Source organism: Streptococcus infantis (genome assembly GCF_047460405.1).
Classification (GTDB): domain Bacteria; phylum Bacillota; class Bacilli; order Lactobacillales; family Streptococcaceae; genus Streptococcus; species Streptococcus infantis_Q.
Genome location: NZ_JASHGH010000015.1, coordinates 39,176 through 53,460, shown reverse-complemented (window position 1 = coordinate 53,460; position 14,285 = coordinate 39,176). Strand labels below are relative to the sequence as shown.

General features: G+C 37.9%; 15 protein-coding genes. 1 reads left to right on the top strand and 14 read right to left on the bottom strand.

The genetic code is table 11. The features are described 5' to 3' along the window. Nucleotides 1-27: 27 nt before the first annotated feature. From mutY to efeO, 14 genes are all read right to left on the bottom strand, one after another. Nucleotides 28-1,191 (bottom strand): A/G-specific adenine glycosylase, encoded by a 1,164-nt coding sequence (gene mutY, locus QM928_RS07730; RefSeq protein ID WP_414294911.1) that lies wholly within the window; start codon nucleotides 1,189-1,191, stop codon nucleotides 28-30. Between the two features lie 449 nt (nucleotides 1,192-1,640). After that, nucleotides 1,641-2,552: a bifunctional riboflavin kinase/FAD synthetase gene (locus QM928_RS07725; protein WP_153225528.1), complete on the bottom strand. Its 912-nt coding sequence runs from the start codon at nucleotides 2,550-2,552 to the stop codon at nucleotides 1,641-1,643. Between the two features lie 65 nt (nucleotides 2,553-2,617). Then, nucleotides 2,618-3,604 carry a dihydroorotate dehydrogenase gene (locus QM928_RS07720; RefSeq protein WP_083301286.1) on the bottom strand — a complete coding sequence of 329 codons (987 nt, stop codon included), beginning with the start codon at nucleotides 3,602-3,604 and terminating at the stop codon, nucleotides 2,618-2,620. Then, entirely contained in the window at nucleotides 3,567-4,367 is an 801-nt protein-coding gene (locus QM928_RS07715; protein ID WP_414294912.1) for a dihydroorotate dehydrogenase electron transfer subunit, read from the bottom strand. Before QM928_RS07715 ends, QM928_RS07720 begins: the two co-directional genes overlap by 38 nt. Nucleotides 4,368-4,615: 248 nt before the next feature. Then, the gene (locus tag QM928_RS07710; RefSeq protein ID WP_322741497.1) at nucleotides 4,616-5,305 is read right to left on the bottom strand and encodes a sugar phosphate nucleotidyltransferase; all 690 of its coding nucleotides are present in this window, start codon (nucleotides 5,303-5,305) and stop codon (nucleotides 4,616-4,618) included. A 12-nt stretch (nucleotides 5,306-5,317) separates the two neighbouring features. After that, complete coding sequence (locus tag QM928_RS07705) at nucleotides 5,318-6,196, bottom strand: DMT family transporter (RefSeq protein WP_414294913.1); 879 nt, start codon at nucleotides 6,194-6,196, stop codon at nucleotides 5,318-5,320. Further along, nucleotides 6,186-7,055: a choline/ethanolamine kinase family protein gene (locus tag QM928_RS07700; RefSeq protein WP_414275999.1), complete on the bottom strand. Its 870-nt coding sequence runs from the start codon at nucleotides 7,053-7,055 to the stop codon at nucleotides 6,186-6,188. Before QM928_RS07700 ends, QM928_RS07705 begins: the two co-directional genes overlap by 11 nt. Before the next feature lie 12 nt (nucleotides 7,056-7,067). Next, the gene (locus QM928_RS07695; protein WP_414275998.1) at nucleotides 7,068-8,090 is read right to left on the bottom strand and encodes a ribitol-5-phosphate dehydrogenase; all 1,023 of its coding nucleotides are present in this window, start codon (nucleotides 8,088-8,090) and stop codon (nucleotides 7,068-7,070) included. Nucleotides 8,091-8,094: 4 nt separating this feature from the next. Next, nucleotides 8,095-8,802 carry a 2-C-methyl-D-erythritol 4-phosphate cytidylyltransferase gene (locus QM928_RS07690; protein WP_414275997.1) on the bottom strand — a complete coding sequence of 236 codons (708 nt, stop codon included), beginning with the start codon at nucleotides 8,800-8,802 and terminating at the stop codon, nucleotides 8,095-8,097. A 336-nt stretch (nucleotides 8,803-9,138) separates the two neighbouring features. Then, on the bottom strand, nucleotides 9,139-9,306 hold the full coding sequence (locus tag QM928_RS07685) for a twin-arginine translocase TatA/TatE family subunit (protein ID WP_075230556.1): 168 nt from the start codon (nucleotides 9,304-9,306) through the stop codon (nucleotides 9,139-9,141). Beyond that, entirely contained in the window at nucleotides 9,290-10,021 is a 732-nt protein-coding gene (tatC, locus tag QM928_RS07680; RefSeq protein WP_414294914.1) for a twin-arginine translocase subunit TatC, read from the bottom strand. Before tatC ends, QM928_RS07685 begins: the two co-directional genes overlap by 17 nt. Next, the gene (locus QM928_RS07675) at nucleotides 10,021-11,709 is read right to left on the bottom strand and encodes an FTR1 family iron permease (RefSeq protein ID WP_414294915.1); all 1,689 of its coding nucleotides are present in this window, start codon (nucleotides 11,707-11,709) and stop codon (nucleotides 10,021-10,023) included. The genes tatC and QM928_RS07675 overlap by 1 nt, the downstream gene beginning before the upstream one ends. Further along, on the bottom strand, nucleotides 11,684-12,898 hold the full coding sequence (gene efeB, locus QM928_RS07670) for an iron uptake transporter deferrochelatase/peroxidase subunit (RefSeq protein WP_414294916.1): 1,215 nt from the start codon (nucleotides 12,896-12,898) through the stop codon (nucleotides 11,684-11,686). Before efeB ends, QM928_RS07675 begins: the two co-directional genes overlap by 26 nt. Nucleotides 12,899-12,903: 5 nt before the next feature. Beyond that, entirely contained in the window at nucleotides 12,904-13,776 is an 873-nt protein-coding gene (gene efeO, locus QM928_RS07665; RefSeq protein WP_371558951.1) for an iron uptake system protein EfeO, read from the bottom strand. Between the two features lie 183 nt (nucleotides 13,777-13,959). Between efeO and QM928_RS07660 the strand changes: the two genes are divergently transcribed. Next, nucleotides 13,960-14,259 carry a YbaB/EbfC family nucleoid-associated protein gene (locus tag QM928_RS07660; protein WP_371558952.1) on the top strand — a complete coding sequence of 100 codons (300 nt, stop codon included), beginning with the start codon at nucleotides 13,960-13,962 and terminating at the stop codon, nucleotides 14,257-14,259. The last annotated feature ends 26 nt before the right edge of the window (nucleotides 14,260-14,285 follow it).

The following is a 14,285-nucleotide window of genomic DNA, read 5'->3' as shown; positions in this document are numbered from 1 at the left end:
AAGTAAAGAAGACACGCATGACCGATGCTAGCAGCTTCTTTTCAAGTAGGCTTGCCAAATCTTTTGCTGAGGTTTGGCTAGGGGATAATTGATAAATTCTTCTGGACTTAGCCAAAGGACTTCTCTATCTGCATATTCCTTTGTCTCAGCAACTCGGCCTGCAATTATCTGGATATGCCATTTACGATGGCTGAAAATGTGCTTGACCTCTTCAAAACGTAGATCTTGCCACTCAACTTTAAGATCATAGTCCTGTTCAAAACTCTCCTGTGGAGATGGTCCCAGTTCTAGAATCGGCTCCGCTACTTGACTAAAAAGGTCCAAGTCCTGAGTCTGGTCTGAGAATTCATCAACTTCAATCAAAGGAAAATGCCAAAAGCCAGCCAAGAGTTTTTCACTCTCATTCTTTTCCAATAGAAACTTCCCCTGACTATTTTGCACTACAAGAGCCTTTAGAAAAATAGGAATTGGCTTTTTCTTTGGAGCCTTGATAGGATAGTGAGCCATGGTTCCATGTTGATAAGCAGCACTGAAGTCCTTAACAGGACTCTCCTCCGGTCTTGGATTGACAGGAGCCTCAATATCTGAACCTAAATCCATCAAAGCCTGATTGAAATCACCTGGACGATCAGGATCTATCAGAACTTCCATCATCGCTTGAAAAATCTTGCGATTGCTAGGATTTCCAATATCATGATTGACTTCAAATAAACGTGCCAAAACACGCATGACATTCCCATCAACTGCAGGCTGCGGAAGGTTAAAGGCAATACTAGAAATTGCACCAGCTGTATAAGGACCAATCCCTTTTAAGCTTGCAATACCTTCATAAGTTGACGGGAAATTGCCTTCAAATTCATTCATAATCTGTTGAGCGGCTGTTTGCATGTTGCGAACACGAGAATAATAGCCAAGTCCTTCCCAGGCTTTTAATAAGCGCTCCTCAGGAGCATTTGCTAAGCTTTCGACGGTCGGAAACCAGTCTAAAAAACGTTCATAATAGGGAATGACGGTATCAACTCGAGTCTGCTGCAACATAATTTCAGATACCCAGATATAGTAAGGATTCTTACTCCGTCTCCATGGTAAATCCCGCTTATTTTCGTCATACCAGGCTAATAATTTTTGACGGAAAGAGAGAATCTTGTCCTCTTCCCACATGGTCACACCATATTTCTCCAAATCTAACATATTTCTAGTATAGCATAACCTTTAATGATACTCAAAAAATCAAGATAGACATTCAATAAAATAAAGACTAAAAGGAAGAAAAAGGAAATCTAAAGATTATCTTGTTTAAAATTTGAATAAACATATAGTTTAAAAAAGTTTATCAGAGTCTAGGATGTCCGGAAACAAAAGTAGAAAAGATTTATTCTATTCATAATACTCTAATTTTTATATAGCTACTTGTCAGTTTTAATTTTAAATGTTGACTTAAGTTAAATATAGTGGATTGAAATAAGATATAAACAAATTGATTAGGGGAGTCAAATCAATTTCTAGCAATGTTTTAGAAGTCGAAATGAACTATTCTTTATTTAGCCTACTATAATAATTATGATGATTCCCCAAACTTAAGCTAAAATACAAATAAAAAAAGAGTTTGAGAAAATCCCAAACTCTACTATTTTTTGATTTTATTTTCTAGCTATCTTTTCATCTTCTTCTAGTTGTTTAACTAATTGATCAACGCTATCAAATTTTACCATATCACGGATACGGTCCAACCAGGAAACGATGACAGTCTCCCCATAGATATCGTCGGAAAAATCAAAGATATGAACTTCAAAACGCTCTTCTTCGCCATCAAAGGTTTCATTTTTACCTAGACTTGCCATACCACGATAGACTTTTCTTTGGATTTCAACGTCAACGGCATAAACACCATCAGCTGGCATATATGTCCGATCCAAGTTGACTAGATTAGCTGTCGGGAAGCCAATAGTTCGACCACGCGCATTTCCATGAACCACTACACCTCTCGTTGGTAAAGGGAATCCCAAAAGTTTGCCTGCTTCTTTTACATCTCCTTCTAGAATGGCTTGGCGAATGCGCGTTGAACTAATTTTCCCCTTTTCGTCCTCAACTGGTGGAACAACAACCACTTCACCATGGAAGAGTTCTTTTAAATCCTCAGCTGTTTTTCTATCTGAACCAAGAGTATAGTCAAAACCAACTACAATGGTATCTGCCTTTGCTTCCTTGACGTAGGTATCAATGAATTCTTGGGCAGTCATATTTGCTACTCGACTAGTGAAATCCATCAAATATAAACTCTCAACTCCAGCTCGCTTCAATCGACGTTCACGTTCACTAGCATTCAAAATATGCAATAAGTGTTCAGGTGAGTATTGATTCAGAGTTAGTTTTGGTGATTCGTTAAAAGTTACTAGAGCTACTCCCTGGCGCTTTTCAGCAGCAATGTTAGAAGCTATATCAAATAATTTTTGATGTCCAAGGTGAACTCCATCAAAATAACCTAGTACAAGGACGTTTGGTCCTGGCGTTGCAATATCTTTTTCTGTTTTAATAGGTACTGTAATAATCATAGTATTTATTATACCAAAAAAATGGCGCTTTCAAAACAATTTAGGCTGAATTCAGTACATAAAACTTAAAGTAAACCTTCTTTGACTTCTTTACGGAGTTGCTCTAGACTATCAATACCATATTTGTCCATGACTTTTGGCAGATTTTCGATAATATCTGGACAAGAATATGGGTTGGTAAAGTTTGCTGTTCCGACTCCGATAGCTGATGCACCAGCCAGATACATTTCTAAGGCAGCTTCAGCAGAATCCACTCCCCCTATACCAATGATTGGAAGCTTAGTTGTTTGAGCTACTTGACGGATTAGTTTTAGAGCTACAGGAAATACTGCAGGTCCAGACATGCCACCTATCCCATTTGCAATAATCGGCTTTCTTGTTTTGAGATCAAAACGCATTCCTACAAGGGTATTGATCATGGTGATTCCACTAGCTCCAGCATCTTCTGCAGCCTTAGCAATGGTTACGATGTCAGTAACACTTGGAGTCAATTTGACGTAAACGGGCACTTCTGATGCTTCTACCGCAGCCTTCACCACATCATAGGCCAACTCAGGATCTTGTCCAATTAAAAGTCCATGATTCCCATGATCAACGTTAGGACAAGAGATATTGAGCTCAATGGCTTTCACGTTAGTTGCCTTAGAAATTCCATGAGATACGGCCGCGTATTCTTGTTTTGAAAAGCCAGCAACATTGGCGATAATAGGGAGATTTGGGTATTCTCTTTCAAGCCAAGGTAATTTTTCAGAGAGAACGACTTCTAAACCAGGATTTTGTAAACCAATGGCGTTTAGCATACCTGCTGGTGTTTCTGCAACCCTTGGAGTTGGATTTCCAAACCTGGGTTCTAGGGTAGTCGCCTTAATCATGATAGAGCCTAAAAGGTCTAAATCATAGTATTTGGCATATTCTTGACCAAAGCCAAAACAGCCTGAAGCAGGAATGATAGGATTCTTTAATTCTAAGCCTGGTAGAGAAACTTGTAATCGATTTGTAGTCATGACACTCTCCTTATAAAACAACTGTGCCTGTTTTAAATACAGGGCCATCTTCACACACACGTTGACTAACTGTTTCACTATCAGGCACTTTCAAGACGCAAGCGTAGCAAGCTCCCATGCCACAGGCCATACGGGATTCTAGGGATAGGTAAGCTCTTGGATGGTCGTAAAATGTTTGATTAATGTATTTCATCATACCTGGCGCACCGCATGAGTAGATTGCATCAAATTCTGTGTCAAATTCATTAATCACTACCGATACATTTCCTTTAATACCATAAGATCCATCATCAGTCGTTACAAAGACCTGACTAAATATGGATAATTCATCTTCCAAAATAACAGCATCTTTAGTAGCGAATCCTAGAACTGTTGTGACATCTACACCACGTTCATCTAATTGTTTAGCTACTTCAAGTAAAGGGGGCACACCAATTCCTCCACCGACTAGGAGAACATGACTCTGCTTATCTAAATCAGATAAGTCAAAGCCATTTCCTTGAGGTCCCATAACATCTAAACTATCACCTGGTTTCAAAGTTGAAAAAATTGCTGTACCAGAACCTTCGATACGATAAATAAGATGGCATTGTTTTTTAGCCTTATCTATAGACGAGATTGAAATTGGACGACGCAAGAGATGGGCGTCATCAGGAACACGCAAATGAAGAAATTGCCCTGCTTTCATCGCTTCAACCATGTCTCCTTGAAGTACTAGTTCAAAGATCGCTGGTACGATTTCCTTTTGAGACACTACTTTCATGGTTTCCAAGCGAATAGCACCCATGCGTTTTTTACAATTTGGATTCATAACTTTTCCTCCTTAAATTTTAAGGGGTTCAGAAAAAGAAAAACCTTGCAATCGCAAGGTTTCAGTAAGATACTTACAGAAAAGAATCAAATAAACTGTGTTTATTCGAAGTTTGTGTAATCTATTTTCTATCTGACACCTTGTGAGTCTCTCTGGACTTCCCTTAAAGGTTAAATTTTCACTAGTATACTGTATCAAACGTGAAAAGTCAAGTAAAAATAGGTAAGGTATCAGTTCATAAAATTTGATTACTTTTGTGAAGAAAGAATATTTTCTAGTTTTTGATAATCTTTAACACTGTCAATTTCGTAGATAGAGTTTTCTTCCAACTCTTCTACATATACATCTAGTTCTTTGATATTATCTTTAACCATGTTATCCCAGTAGAGGTCTACAAACTCACCGCTTGCATAAGCCTCACCGATAAATCCAACAATCTTTTCAGCTGTTGGGGCGTCCCAGAATGATACCCCACTCAAAATACGTCCATTCTTGCTATCAACGATGATATCTTGAACTTTGTAGTCATCTCCGTAAACTAGGAACCACTCATTGTCACAATCTTCACGATAAACACTAAAGTAAGTTGAACGTTCGATATCATTACGGAACATATTCTTGAAAAGATAGTTATCCGCATCGATAACGTAGCTGTTAGCCAACTCTTCTTTTACCAAGTAAAGAGAGTAAAAGTTGTTGTAATCAGCATACTTATCATTGAAGACCAAACGAACACCGTATTTTTCTTTAAGATAGTCGAATTGTTCTTCCAAATAACCTACAACGATGATAATGTCATCAATACCACGTTCTTTTAAAAATTCAATTTGATATTCAACCAAAGGTTTTTGATTGACTTTAACCAAGGCTTTGGGAGTATTTTCTGTCATGGGTCTCAAACGAGTTCCCAAACCAGCTGCTAAGATAATCGCTTTCACGCGCTTTCTCCTTTATTCTTTAATAATAATGTAAACACCAGCCATTACAACAAATGAAGTAATGATTGTTAAGACAGTCAGAGGTGTTCTCAAGAACATTGCTGCAAACAAAACTGTCCATACTACATAACTGACATTTAGACCAGTTGCCTTTGCTGGTTGCAATCGATTGATAGCAATGTAGTAGGCAAGGTAAGAAATCATATTAAATGCTGCAAAGACTATCAGTAAACCAAACAATTGCCCATTTGCTACTTCTGCAAACGTGTGATGCGAGAAGAGCACAATAACAAGATAAGACAAGAAGGATGTAACTTGCCGAATCAAGAGGGCTTCAACTTCACTGAGATCACTTTCCATAGCAAAAGAGCTAAGAACACTTTCACTGCCCCAAGCAAGGGCACAAATCAAAGCACATAAAATTCCGATATAGAAAGAATTCACTTGCTCTGCTTTATAGGTCTGAGCAATAATTCCTGCAATGATTAGAAGAATCCCAAAAACTGTATTTTTGGAAATCTTGTGCTTCAAGAAAAAGAAGGCAAGCAAGACTGAAACAGCAGGATAAATCGCCGAAACAGACGATGCTAGAGAACTTCCAATATACTTAACCGCATAGAGATTGGCCTGCATACCAATCGGTCCTGCCAGTAAAGCACCAAAAATAACACTAACATTTCGAATATTCAAGAAGATTGAAAAACGTACTTTTCCTTCCTTAACTAGAAGAAAACCTAGTAAGATAAAAATACTGAGGAAGTCGTGTGCTGCTGCTACTACAAAAGGTGATAAATCGGTAAATATTGAAAATATATAGGCACTAATAGTCAGACCTAATCCCCAAAACATCCCTGAAAGCAGACCAAAGGAAACTCCGTTTTTAGTCTTCATCAGAACCTCCCATAGAATCCAACTCTTTCACAGCTCTATTGTAACGAGAGACTCCATAATCTCCGAAATCTGCACCATTTTCTTCTTTGTAAATAGTCCAAAGACTCCAAATAATGTCTTGCAAAATTTTGTAGATACGAATTTTTTCTCTTGAAACGGGAGTCTTGTCACTCTTATAATGACTTAGAAAATCTTCTTCCTCTGCACTGGTAAACTCAGATTCTAGGAAGAGAGCTGCCAAATCCCACATAGGATCATTCATAGATGAATATTCCCAATCAATAAGATAAAGGTGACCATCTGGTCCTTCTATGAAATTTTCAGGAACCAAATCAATGTGACATGATTTCTTATCGATACCAATTTCTTCAAGCTCTTCTTTCAGAGAAAATACTAACTTTCTGACAGTTTCATAGTTCGGATAGGAAATCTCCCCTTGAATCAAGGTTTCATATTTTTTGATTTCCTCAAAAGGAGCAAACTCCCCTTTTAATTCCTTACCCGAAGCATGAACCGTTTGTAAAATAGGCGCAATCTTTTCAAACTTAGTCTTGATAGTAGTGGAATTAAGAGTATTCGCAGATTTAATGTACTGATTAACCTTGATACCTGCTTCAATATCGAAAAGATAATTTTCCACATCAAGTTTTAAATCTTTTAACAAGTCCAGATTAAATTTCTCATTCTGGCGGTTGATCAATTTATCTGTGCCTTTTCCGAAAAACTTAACGATATACTGATTTGAGGTTGTCTTAACCAAATAGTTTTGATTGGTCATCCCACCTAGTTGCTCAACACTGAGAATATCCTCTTCTTCCGATAATAAAGTAACAATCTTTTCTTTAACGATTTCCTTCACAATCATCCTCCATTAGACTTCCCACTTAAAGACTGTCTTGAAGGCAGTATTAAGGTCTGTTGCAAAAACTCGATGAATATCCTTAATCTCTCTTACAGGTTCTTCTAAATAAATGATATTCTTCAAACGATTGGCAAACTTCTTAATCTCCATCATTTGAATAGCTTTTTCAAAGTCAACTCGTCCAGAACGAGAAGAGCCGACTAGCAACAATCCTTTTTCCAATGAATCGCGAGTGTTAATATTAACTTTATACTCGCTAACCCCCATCATCAGAATAGTTCCTTGAGGTTTAATGTAGCGAATAAGATCATTAATAGCAGGTCCACTACCATCACCACCACAGCATTCGAAACCATGGTCAAAAGTCAGGTCCTCAGGGATATTATCCGTAATGTAGAGCTCCTTAGCAAATGAAAAGAGTTCCAATTTCTCCCAGTGGCGGCCAATGACAATAATCTCTGCTTCAGGCAAAGTGTAGTTGATAATATTGGCCATGACAAAGGCTAAACTGCCATCCCCAATAACTGCAATACGCTGACGTCTGCTATGTGAAACTGTCAAGAAGCGATTCATGGCGTGCATGCCCACACTGACAAACTCTGTAATGGCAGCAACTGTATCTTCGATGTCTTCGTAAGATACTACACGATCCTTAGGTAGAGAAACGAATTCTCGCATGAATCCATCGTAGCCACTTGATAAGAAATAGGTTCCAGTCATGTAATTTTCGTAGAATTCCTCATCACTTTGCATTGGTGGCTGATTTGGAATCATGACAACCTTCTGACCAACTTTGTAGGTACCAGTTGGATCAGAAATGACTGTACCACAAGACTCATGGATCATAGCCATTGGTAGTTTTTTCGCTAAAATTTTGGGATCGCGTTTCCCTTGATAGTAGCGTTGATCCGCATGACAAACCGCCATATAACGTGGTCGAATGAGAATATGATTCTCTTGGTCTATCTCTTCTTCTTGGTATTTGATATTGATAAATTTTGGTTTTGTCAGTTGATAAATTTGATTAATCATGTCTCTAGTCTTTCTCAATCATGCTTTTAGCAATCTTCAAGTCTGTAACTGTTGTGATTTTTAGATTTGAGTATTCACCCTTAGCCAAGGCTACATCTTTACCCTTAATGACAAAGATTTTACATGCATCTGTCAAAATTTCTTTTTCTTCTGCTGATAAAGAACCATACAAATCAATAAAGTCTTTACAACGGAAGGTTTGGGGAGTCTGTCCTTGGTATAGATGAGCGCGATTTGGAATATCTGTGATAAACTGACCATTTGTACTTTCAACGATGGTATCAACTGCTTCAACCACGGTATCAACAGCATCATGGTTTTTAGCGAGTTCAATATTATCTTGAATCATTCGAAGAGTGATGAAAGGACGAACGGAATCATGCGTCACCACAATATCATCTACGGTCAGTGGACGGTAAGCATCAATAGCTTCAATAATTTTTTCAATACTAGAATTACGATCCGCACCACCTTTTGTGATGATTATACGGTCCTTGTGGAGTGGTAGGAATTTTTCAACTAAATCTTCTGCGTGTGTAACCCAGTCACCATGAACTCCAACTACAATCTTTTCAATACTTGGTTCCAAAACAAATTTTTCAATAGTATGAATCAAGATTGGGCGATCTCCCAACTCAAGAAATTGTTTAGGTAAATTACTAATACCCATACGCGTGCCGGTTCCACCTGCTAAAATTCCAGCGTAAATCATTTTTATACTCCTTTAGTTCATTCTAAAAATCTTATTGCTAACTATTATATCACAATTTGGCTCTATCTTGAAAGAAATACAAAGACTTTATGCCTAGAAAGCGCTCTTTTTAAACCTTAATCTGAACATTATTTTTTCCTAGTGAACTTTCTTTTTAAAAATACAAATGATTATCTCATTTCTCCATTCAAGATTTAATCAATCCTATTAATATAGAGTTTTTCAGAATAGTATAGAAAACTTAAAGAAACCTTAAACCAAATAAAAAGAGTTGAGAATATTTGCCAGAGATAACTCCCTTCTAACAATTCTCAACTCTATTCAATCATTATTCGCTTATTTTTCTTCCGAATCCCCAAGGCCTTTAACGGCTTTTTTAAACTCAGCAAGCATTTTTCCTACTGATTCGCCTAGCTCTGGTAAGCGTTTTGGTCCAAAAATCAACAGTGCGCCAAGGACAATGACGATCAAGCCTGGTGCACCAATATCACGTAAGATTCCCATTTTTTTCTCCTTTCCTTTTTCTCTTAAAAATCCATTTACTAATAGCGATACTAACCTCATATAAAAGGATTAGGGGAACAGTCATCGCTAAATCACTAATAAAATCGGCCGGCGTCAATATAACAGCCAATACCAATAAAATGAAGTAGGCATGACGTCTATAAGCAACGAGTAGTCCAGGCCCAATTAAATCAATTGAGGTTAAAAAAGCAATGATAACTGGCAATTCAAAGATAAATGCTAGTGGTACAGTAGTTTGAAAGACAAAAGCTAGATAATTTTGTGCTGTTAACTGCGTCTCAAATAAGTTTTCACCTAATCCTAGTAAGACCTGAAGTATAGCTGGTGTGACAAAATAAAATCCAAAGGCTAATCCCAAGATAAAACAAAGGAAAGTTGCAGGGATATAAGCAAAAATCGCCCCTGCTTCTTCAGTTTTAAGTGCTGGTCGAACAAAACTCCAGACTTGATAGACCGTAAAAGGTAAGGTAAGGCTAAAGGACATTAAACTTGCTAAACGGAGATAAATCCATAAAATATCATTCGGCCCTAAGACCATCAACTTCTGACTAAAGCCTTGTGTGATAAATTGATAAACCTGATCAGCAAATAATAGTGAAACGCAGAATACTAGAAAGAAGCAAACAACTACTGCTAGCAATCTCTTTCTAAATTCTACCAAATGTTCAATAATTGTCAATTCCTTTTGATCCATCACTTTTCACCCTGTCTAATGGTAATTAGAAAAACTACGAGGATAAAGAGAGTCTGACCTGCTAACCCTTCCCAACTAGGGTAAATTCCCAATATATCAATACTTGGTATTCCTGAGATCAGATGGTTTGGAATCATATTTGTCAACTGTAAGGCATGGATACTGACTCCCGTCATCTTAAAGGCTAAGGCATAAATCATCCAAGTCAGGATAAAGAAAACCTTGTGAGGTAGGAAAAATTGACTGGCCTTGTTCATCACAAAAGCAATCACGACTAAGACTGAGAGGGCCAGAGAAATTCCTAGGACAAAATCAAAACTAGAAATCCTTGGCAGAATCCCCACATAGAATAAAATCGTCTCAGCACCTTCTCGGAATACGGCTAGAAAACTCAGAGCAAACATAGAAAGGAAAGATCCTGTTTTCGTGACAGTTTGCATTTGTGATTCCATAAAAGTATTCCATTTTTTAACAGAAGATTTGCTATGAAGCCAAATACCGATTAAAATCATCATGATAACCGCAAAAATTCCGACTGCACCTTCGATGATTTCACGGTTAGTTCCTGAGGTGACTGCTGGAAAGGCAATCTGTAGGATATAGGCAATTAAAAGACTGGCCACTATTCCCGCAAATGCACCACCATAGACCCACTTGAGGCCCTTTCTCATCTTAGCAGCTTTCAAAGTTGTCACAAGCGCCATGACAATCAAGAGTGCTTCTACACCTTCACGGAGCAAGATGAGCATGGCATCAAATGCATTATAGGAAGCGCTAGTATCAATTTGAGATAGCTCTGCAATCAAGCTAGAAAGCTTTTCTTGATATTCACTTTCCTTTCCCTTAACCATGATGACAGGACTTTCACTTTCAACCTTGGTATAAAGCGAAGGATTGGTTGTACTTACAGAACCTTCGATTGTTGGCCAAATTGTAATAAACTCCTTCATGGTTGCAGCTGCTTCACTATCTTGACCAGCTTGAAATTGGGTCAAAGCCTTCTTTAAAAGGTCTATCCCATCCTTCAGTGTCAGGTTGGATGATGTTGTCGCAACTTCTGTACCTTCAACAAAGTTAGAAATGGCTTTTTTCAAATCATTAAACGATGCCTGAATAGTATCAAAGTTCGTTGGTTCAGTCTCAATGCTACTACGCAGAAAGGAAATAGCTGTTTCCACTTGCCCATAATGAGCTGTACTATGGTCTCGAACCACTGCTTCATTGATGGTCCAGGTTGAATTCATTTTTTTATAGGCTTCTCTTACTGCTTCCAGATCTTGAGAAGCGATTGCCATGTCTAAGGCTTCAAAACGAGGTTCTAAACGTGAAACAAGTTTCTCTTTTTCTGCATCAAGGTCGACTGGATTTTGCTCTTTCTCAAATGACAAAAGGGCTAAAGAAATCTGAGTTAGCTGGTCTTCAGTAATATCACCAGTTAAGGCTAACTTTTCTTGAACTTGACGTCCTGCTTCAGAATCAGAATTCTCGACTTTCTCGAAATCTTTGGTAATTTCATCGATTAGTTTTCTTGCCTGATCTTGTTTGCCTTCTTTAACAGCTTTAGTTGTATCAGTTATTTTCACAAAGTAGGGACTCAAATTTTCCTTGGCTCCTACCGGAAAAATCAACAGAAAGAAACAAGCAAATAGGAGGATGATACTTTTAGGATTCCAATAATTTCTGCCCAATGTAACCTCCCTTCTCCACTCCACCAAAGCAAGCAAAAAGACCACTACCTATATGGGTAACATATTCGTTCATTTTATCCGTAGCACCCAGATTGGTCTGCACTTTAACAAAGCTATCTGGGTCCTTTTGGAAAGAGATAAAGAGCAAACCAGTATCAAACTGACCTGTCTTTTCATCAATTCCATCAGAATAAGAATAAGAGCGACGCAAGAGAGGCTTATCCACTTCTTTAGCTAAGCGTACATGAGAATCATCAGGAAGAAGGCTTAAATCAACCTCATCAAATTCGTTCTTCTTGCCAAAGGGAGCGCCACTTTCTTTATAACGACCAAAGGTATTTTCTTGTTCCTCGAGATTGGTTCGATCCCAAGTATCTAGGAACATCTGGATGCGCCGAACTGCCATGTAGGAACCATTTTCCATCCAATCCTTACTGTCAGCCCAAACAACCTGATCAAATTCTTTCTCAGTGGTAACATTAGCAGTCCCGTCTTTAAAACCAAAGAGATTACGAGGAGTTTCCATACGATTACCGATAGCTGCAAAACCTGATTGACTCCAACGAAGAGTAACGGCATTTCTACCCTTGCGAATAAGGTTACGAATAGCATGAAAGGCAACTTGCTCATCATCAGCACAAGCTTGGATAACTATATCTCCACCCGTGTACTTTTCTCGTAACTGTTCCTTTGGAAATGGAGGTAAATCTCTGAAAAGTTTGGGACGTTTGTTCTCTAGTTTCAGCTTTTCTAGGAAACTAGCCGAAATTCCAAAGGTCAGTGTCAAACGATGAGGATTAAGCCCAACTGTTTCTCCAGTATCACTTGGAGGCAAGAGGCTATTGTTACCATCTTTTTTAACCAATTCTCCTTCTACAAGTTTGGCACTATAATCCGTCCAATCCTTAAATAACTGGATGATTTTCTCTTTGTCAGTTGTATGCAAATCTAAAACCACAAAATAAATGTTTTTCTGCATGACAGTTGTAATGCCAGCTTGGTGTTTGCCATAGAAGGCTATTTTTTCATCCCCGTACGAGATTTTCTCCTGACCATCAAGCTTAGGTGAGAAAAAAGCAGAAGCACCAGAGAGTCCAAGTGCGAGACCGGCACCTCCGATACCTGCTTTTTTTAGAAATTCTCGACGGTCCATTTTTTGTTCAAAAAATTTTTCGCCTTTGTTTGTCATATTACTTATTCTCCACCAAGAAATTTACCCATTTGTGATAATGGTTCACCAAGTTTTGTTACTGCTTCAGACAATTCTTTAGTGTCTTCTTTCGTTAAGTCTGTATAGAGCTTATAGTGTTCCTTGTCCGTCATGTGTTTGTCTAACAAACTATTGACAGATTTGAAATCTTCTTCTAACTCTTTAACCAGAGCTGCATCTGATTTTTCAAGCAAGGGTTTAAATAGCTGGAAAATCTTCTCAGCACCTTGGATATTGGCACGGAAATCATACAAATCTGTATGAGAATAAATCTCCTCTTCACCAGTAATCTTACTTGTCGCTACTTCATTAAGAAGGTCAACAGCACCAGTTAGCATAATCTTGTAATCAACATCAACGGTCGCAATCTTAGCCTTTAATTCCTTGATATCATTTACCAGTTGGTCACCATAAGACTCAGTTCCTTTGGTTGTGTTTTCCTCCCAAAGAATGCGCTCGATACGGTGGAAACCTGACCAACCTTCTTCGGTCTTGTTTTCATCTAGATAGTCTGCTAATCGAAAATCAATCTTCACATCAGATTCACCAAAGCTCTCTGCAATCGGCTCTGAACGTTCATAAGACATACGGATTAAAGGATATGCCTTTTTAGCTTCTTCTAACTTACCATCCTTCAAGAGTTGAACAAAACCTTCTGTATCCGTCAATAGTTTATCAATCTGTTCTTCTACAAAGGTTTTGTAGTCACTAGTTGCCTTATCCAATAGTTTTTTGTTATCTTCTGACAATTTTGTAACCTGAGAGGAATTACTTGTCGAGGTTTGTTTTTCAGTCTGTGCCGCACAAGCCGTCAATAATAAAGCCGAAGATAAAAGGATAAAACCAAGTTTTTTCATATAACGCTCCTATTAAATCATGGGAATCCCATTTTTAAAATTTATTATATCATAGTTTTTCTAATTATTCAATAAATTGTCAGAAAATTTAATGTTTGCTCCTTTTAAAATTAGAATAGACTTTTCTAATTAAAATTGTTAAAATAATAGGGAAAATAAAAGAAAAGGAAGCTATATACCACCATGATGAATATGCAAAACATGATGCGTCAAGCTCAAAAACTTCAAAAACAAATGGAGCAAAGTCAGGCTGAGCTTGCTGCTACAGAATTTGTTGGCACTTCTGCTCAGAACCTTGTAACTGCTACTTTAACTGGAGATAAGAAAGTTGTAAAAATTGACTTCGATCCAGCTGTAGTTGATCCAGAAGATATTGAAACTCTTTCAGATATGACTGTTCAAGCAGTCAATGCTGCTCTTGAACAAATCGATGAGGCAACTAAAAAGAAACTCGGTGCTTTTGCAGGAAAATTACCATTCTAATAGCATAAAAAGAGGCTGATGTTCAA

Bases quoted from the DNA above. Each gene is read 5' to 3' on its own strand.
- mutY (WP_414294911.1), bottom strand. From the start codon at position 1,191: ATGTTAGATTTGGAGAAATATGGTGTGACCATGTGGGAAGAGGACAAG.
- QM928_RS07725 (WP_153225528.1), bottom strand. From the start codon at position 2,552: ATGATTATTACAGTACCTATTAAAACAGAAAAAGATATTGCAACGCCA.
- QM928_RS07720 (WP_083301286.1), bottom strand. From the start codon at position 3,604: ATGGCCCTGTATTTAAAACAGGCACAGTTGTTTTATAAGGAGAGTGTC.
- QM928_RS07715 (WP_414294912.1), bottom strand. From the start codon at position 4,367: ATGAATCCAAATTGTAAAAAACGCATGGGTGCTATTCGCTTGGAAACC.
- QM928_RS07705 (WP_414294913.1), bottom strand. From the start codon at position 6,196: ATGAAGACTAAAAACGGAGTTTCCTTTGGTCTGCTTTCAGGGATGTTT.
- QM928_RS07695 (WP_414275998.1), bottom strand. From the start codon at position 8,090: ATGATTAATCAAATTTATCAACTGACAAAACCAAAATTTATCAATATC.
- QM928_RS07690 (WP_414275997.1), bottom strand. From the start codon at position 8,802: ATGATTTACGCTGGAATTTTAGCAGGTGGAACCGGCACGCGTATGGGT.
- QM928_RS07685 (WP_075230556.1), bottom strand. From the start codon at position 9,306: ATGGGAATCTTACGTGATATTGGTGCACCAGGCTTGATCGTCATTGTC.
- tatC (WP_414294914.1), bottom strand. From the start codon at position 10,021: ATGGATCAAAAGGAATTGACAATTATTGAACATTTGGTAGAATTTAGA.
- efeB (WP_414294916.1), bottom strand. From the start codon at position 12,898: ATGACAAACAAAGGCGAAAAATTTTTTGAACAAAAAATGGACCGTCGA.
- efeO (WP_371558951.1), bottom strand. From the start codon at position 13,776: ATGAAAAAACTTGGTTTTATCCTTTTATCTTCGGCTTTATTATTGACG.
- QM928_RS07660 (WP_371558952.1), top strand. From the start codon at position 13,960: ATGATGAATATGCAAAACATGATGCGTCAAGCTCAAAAACTTCAAAAA.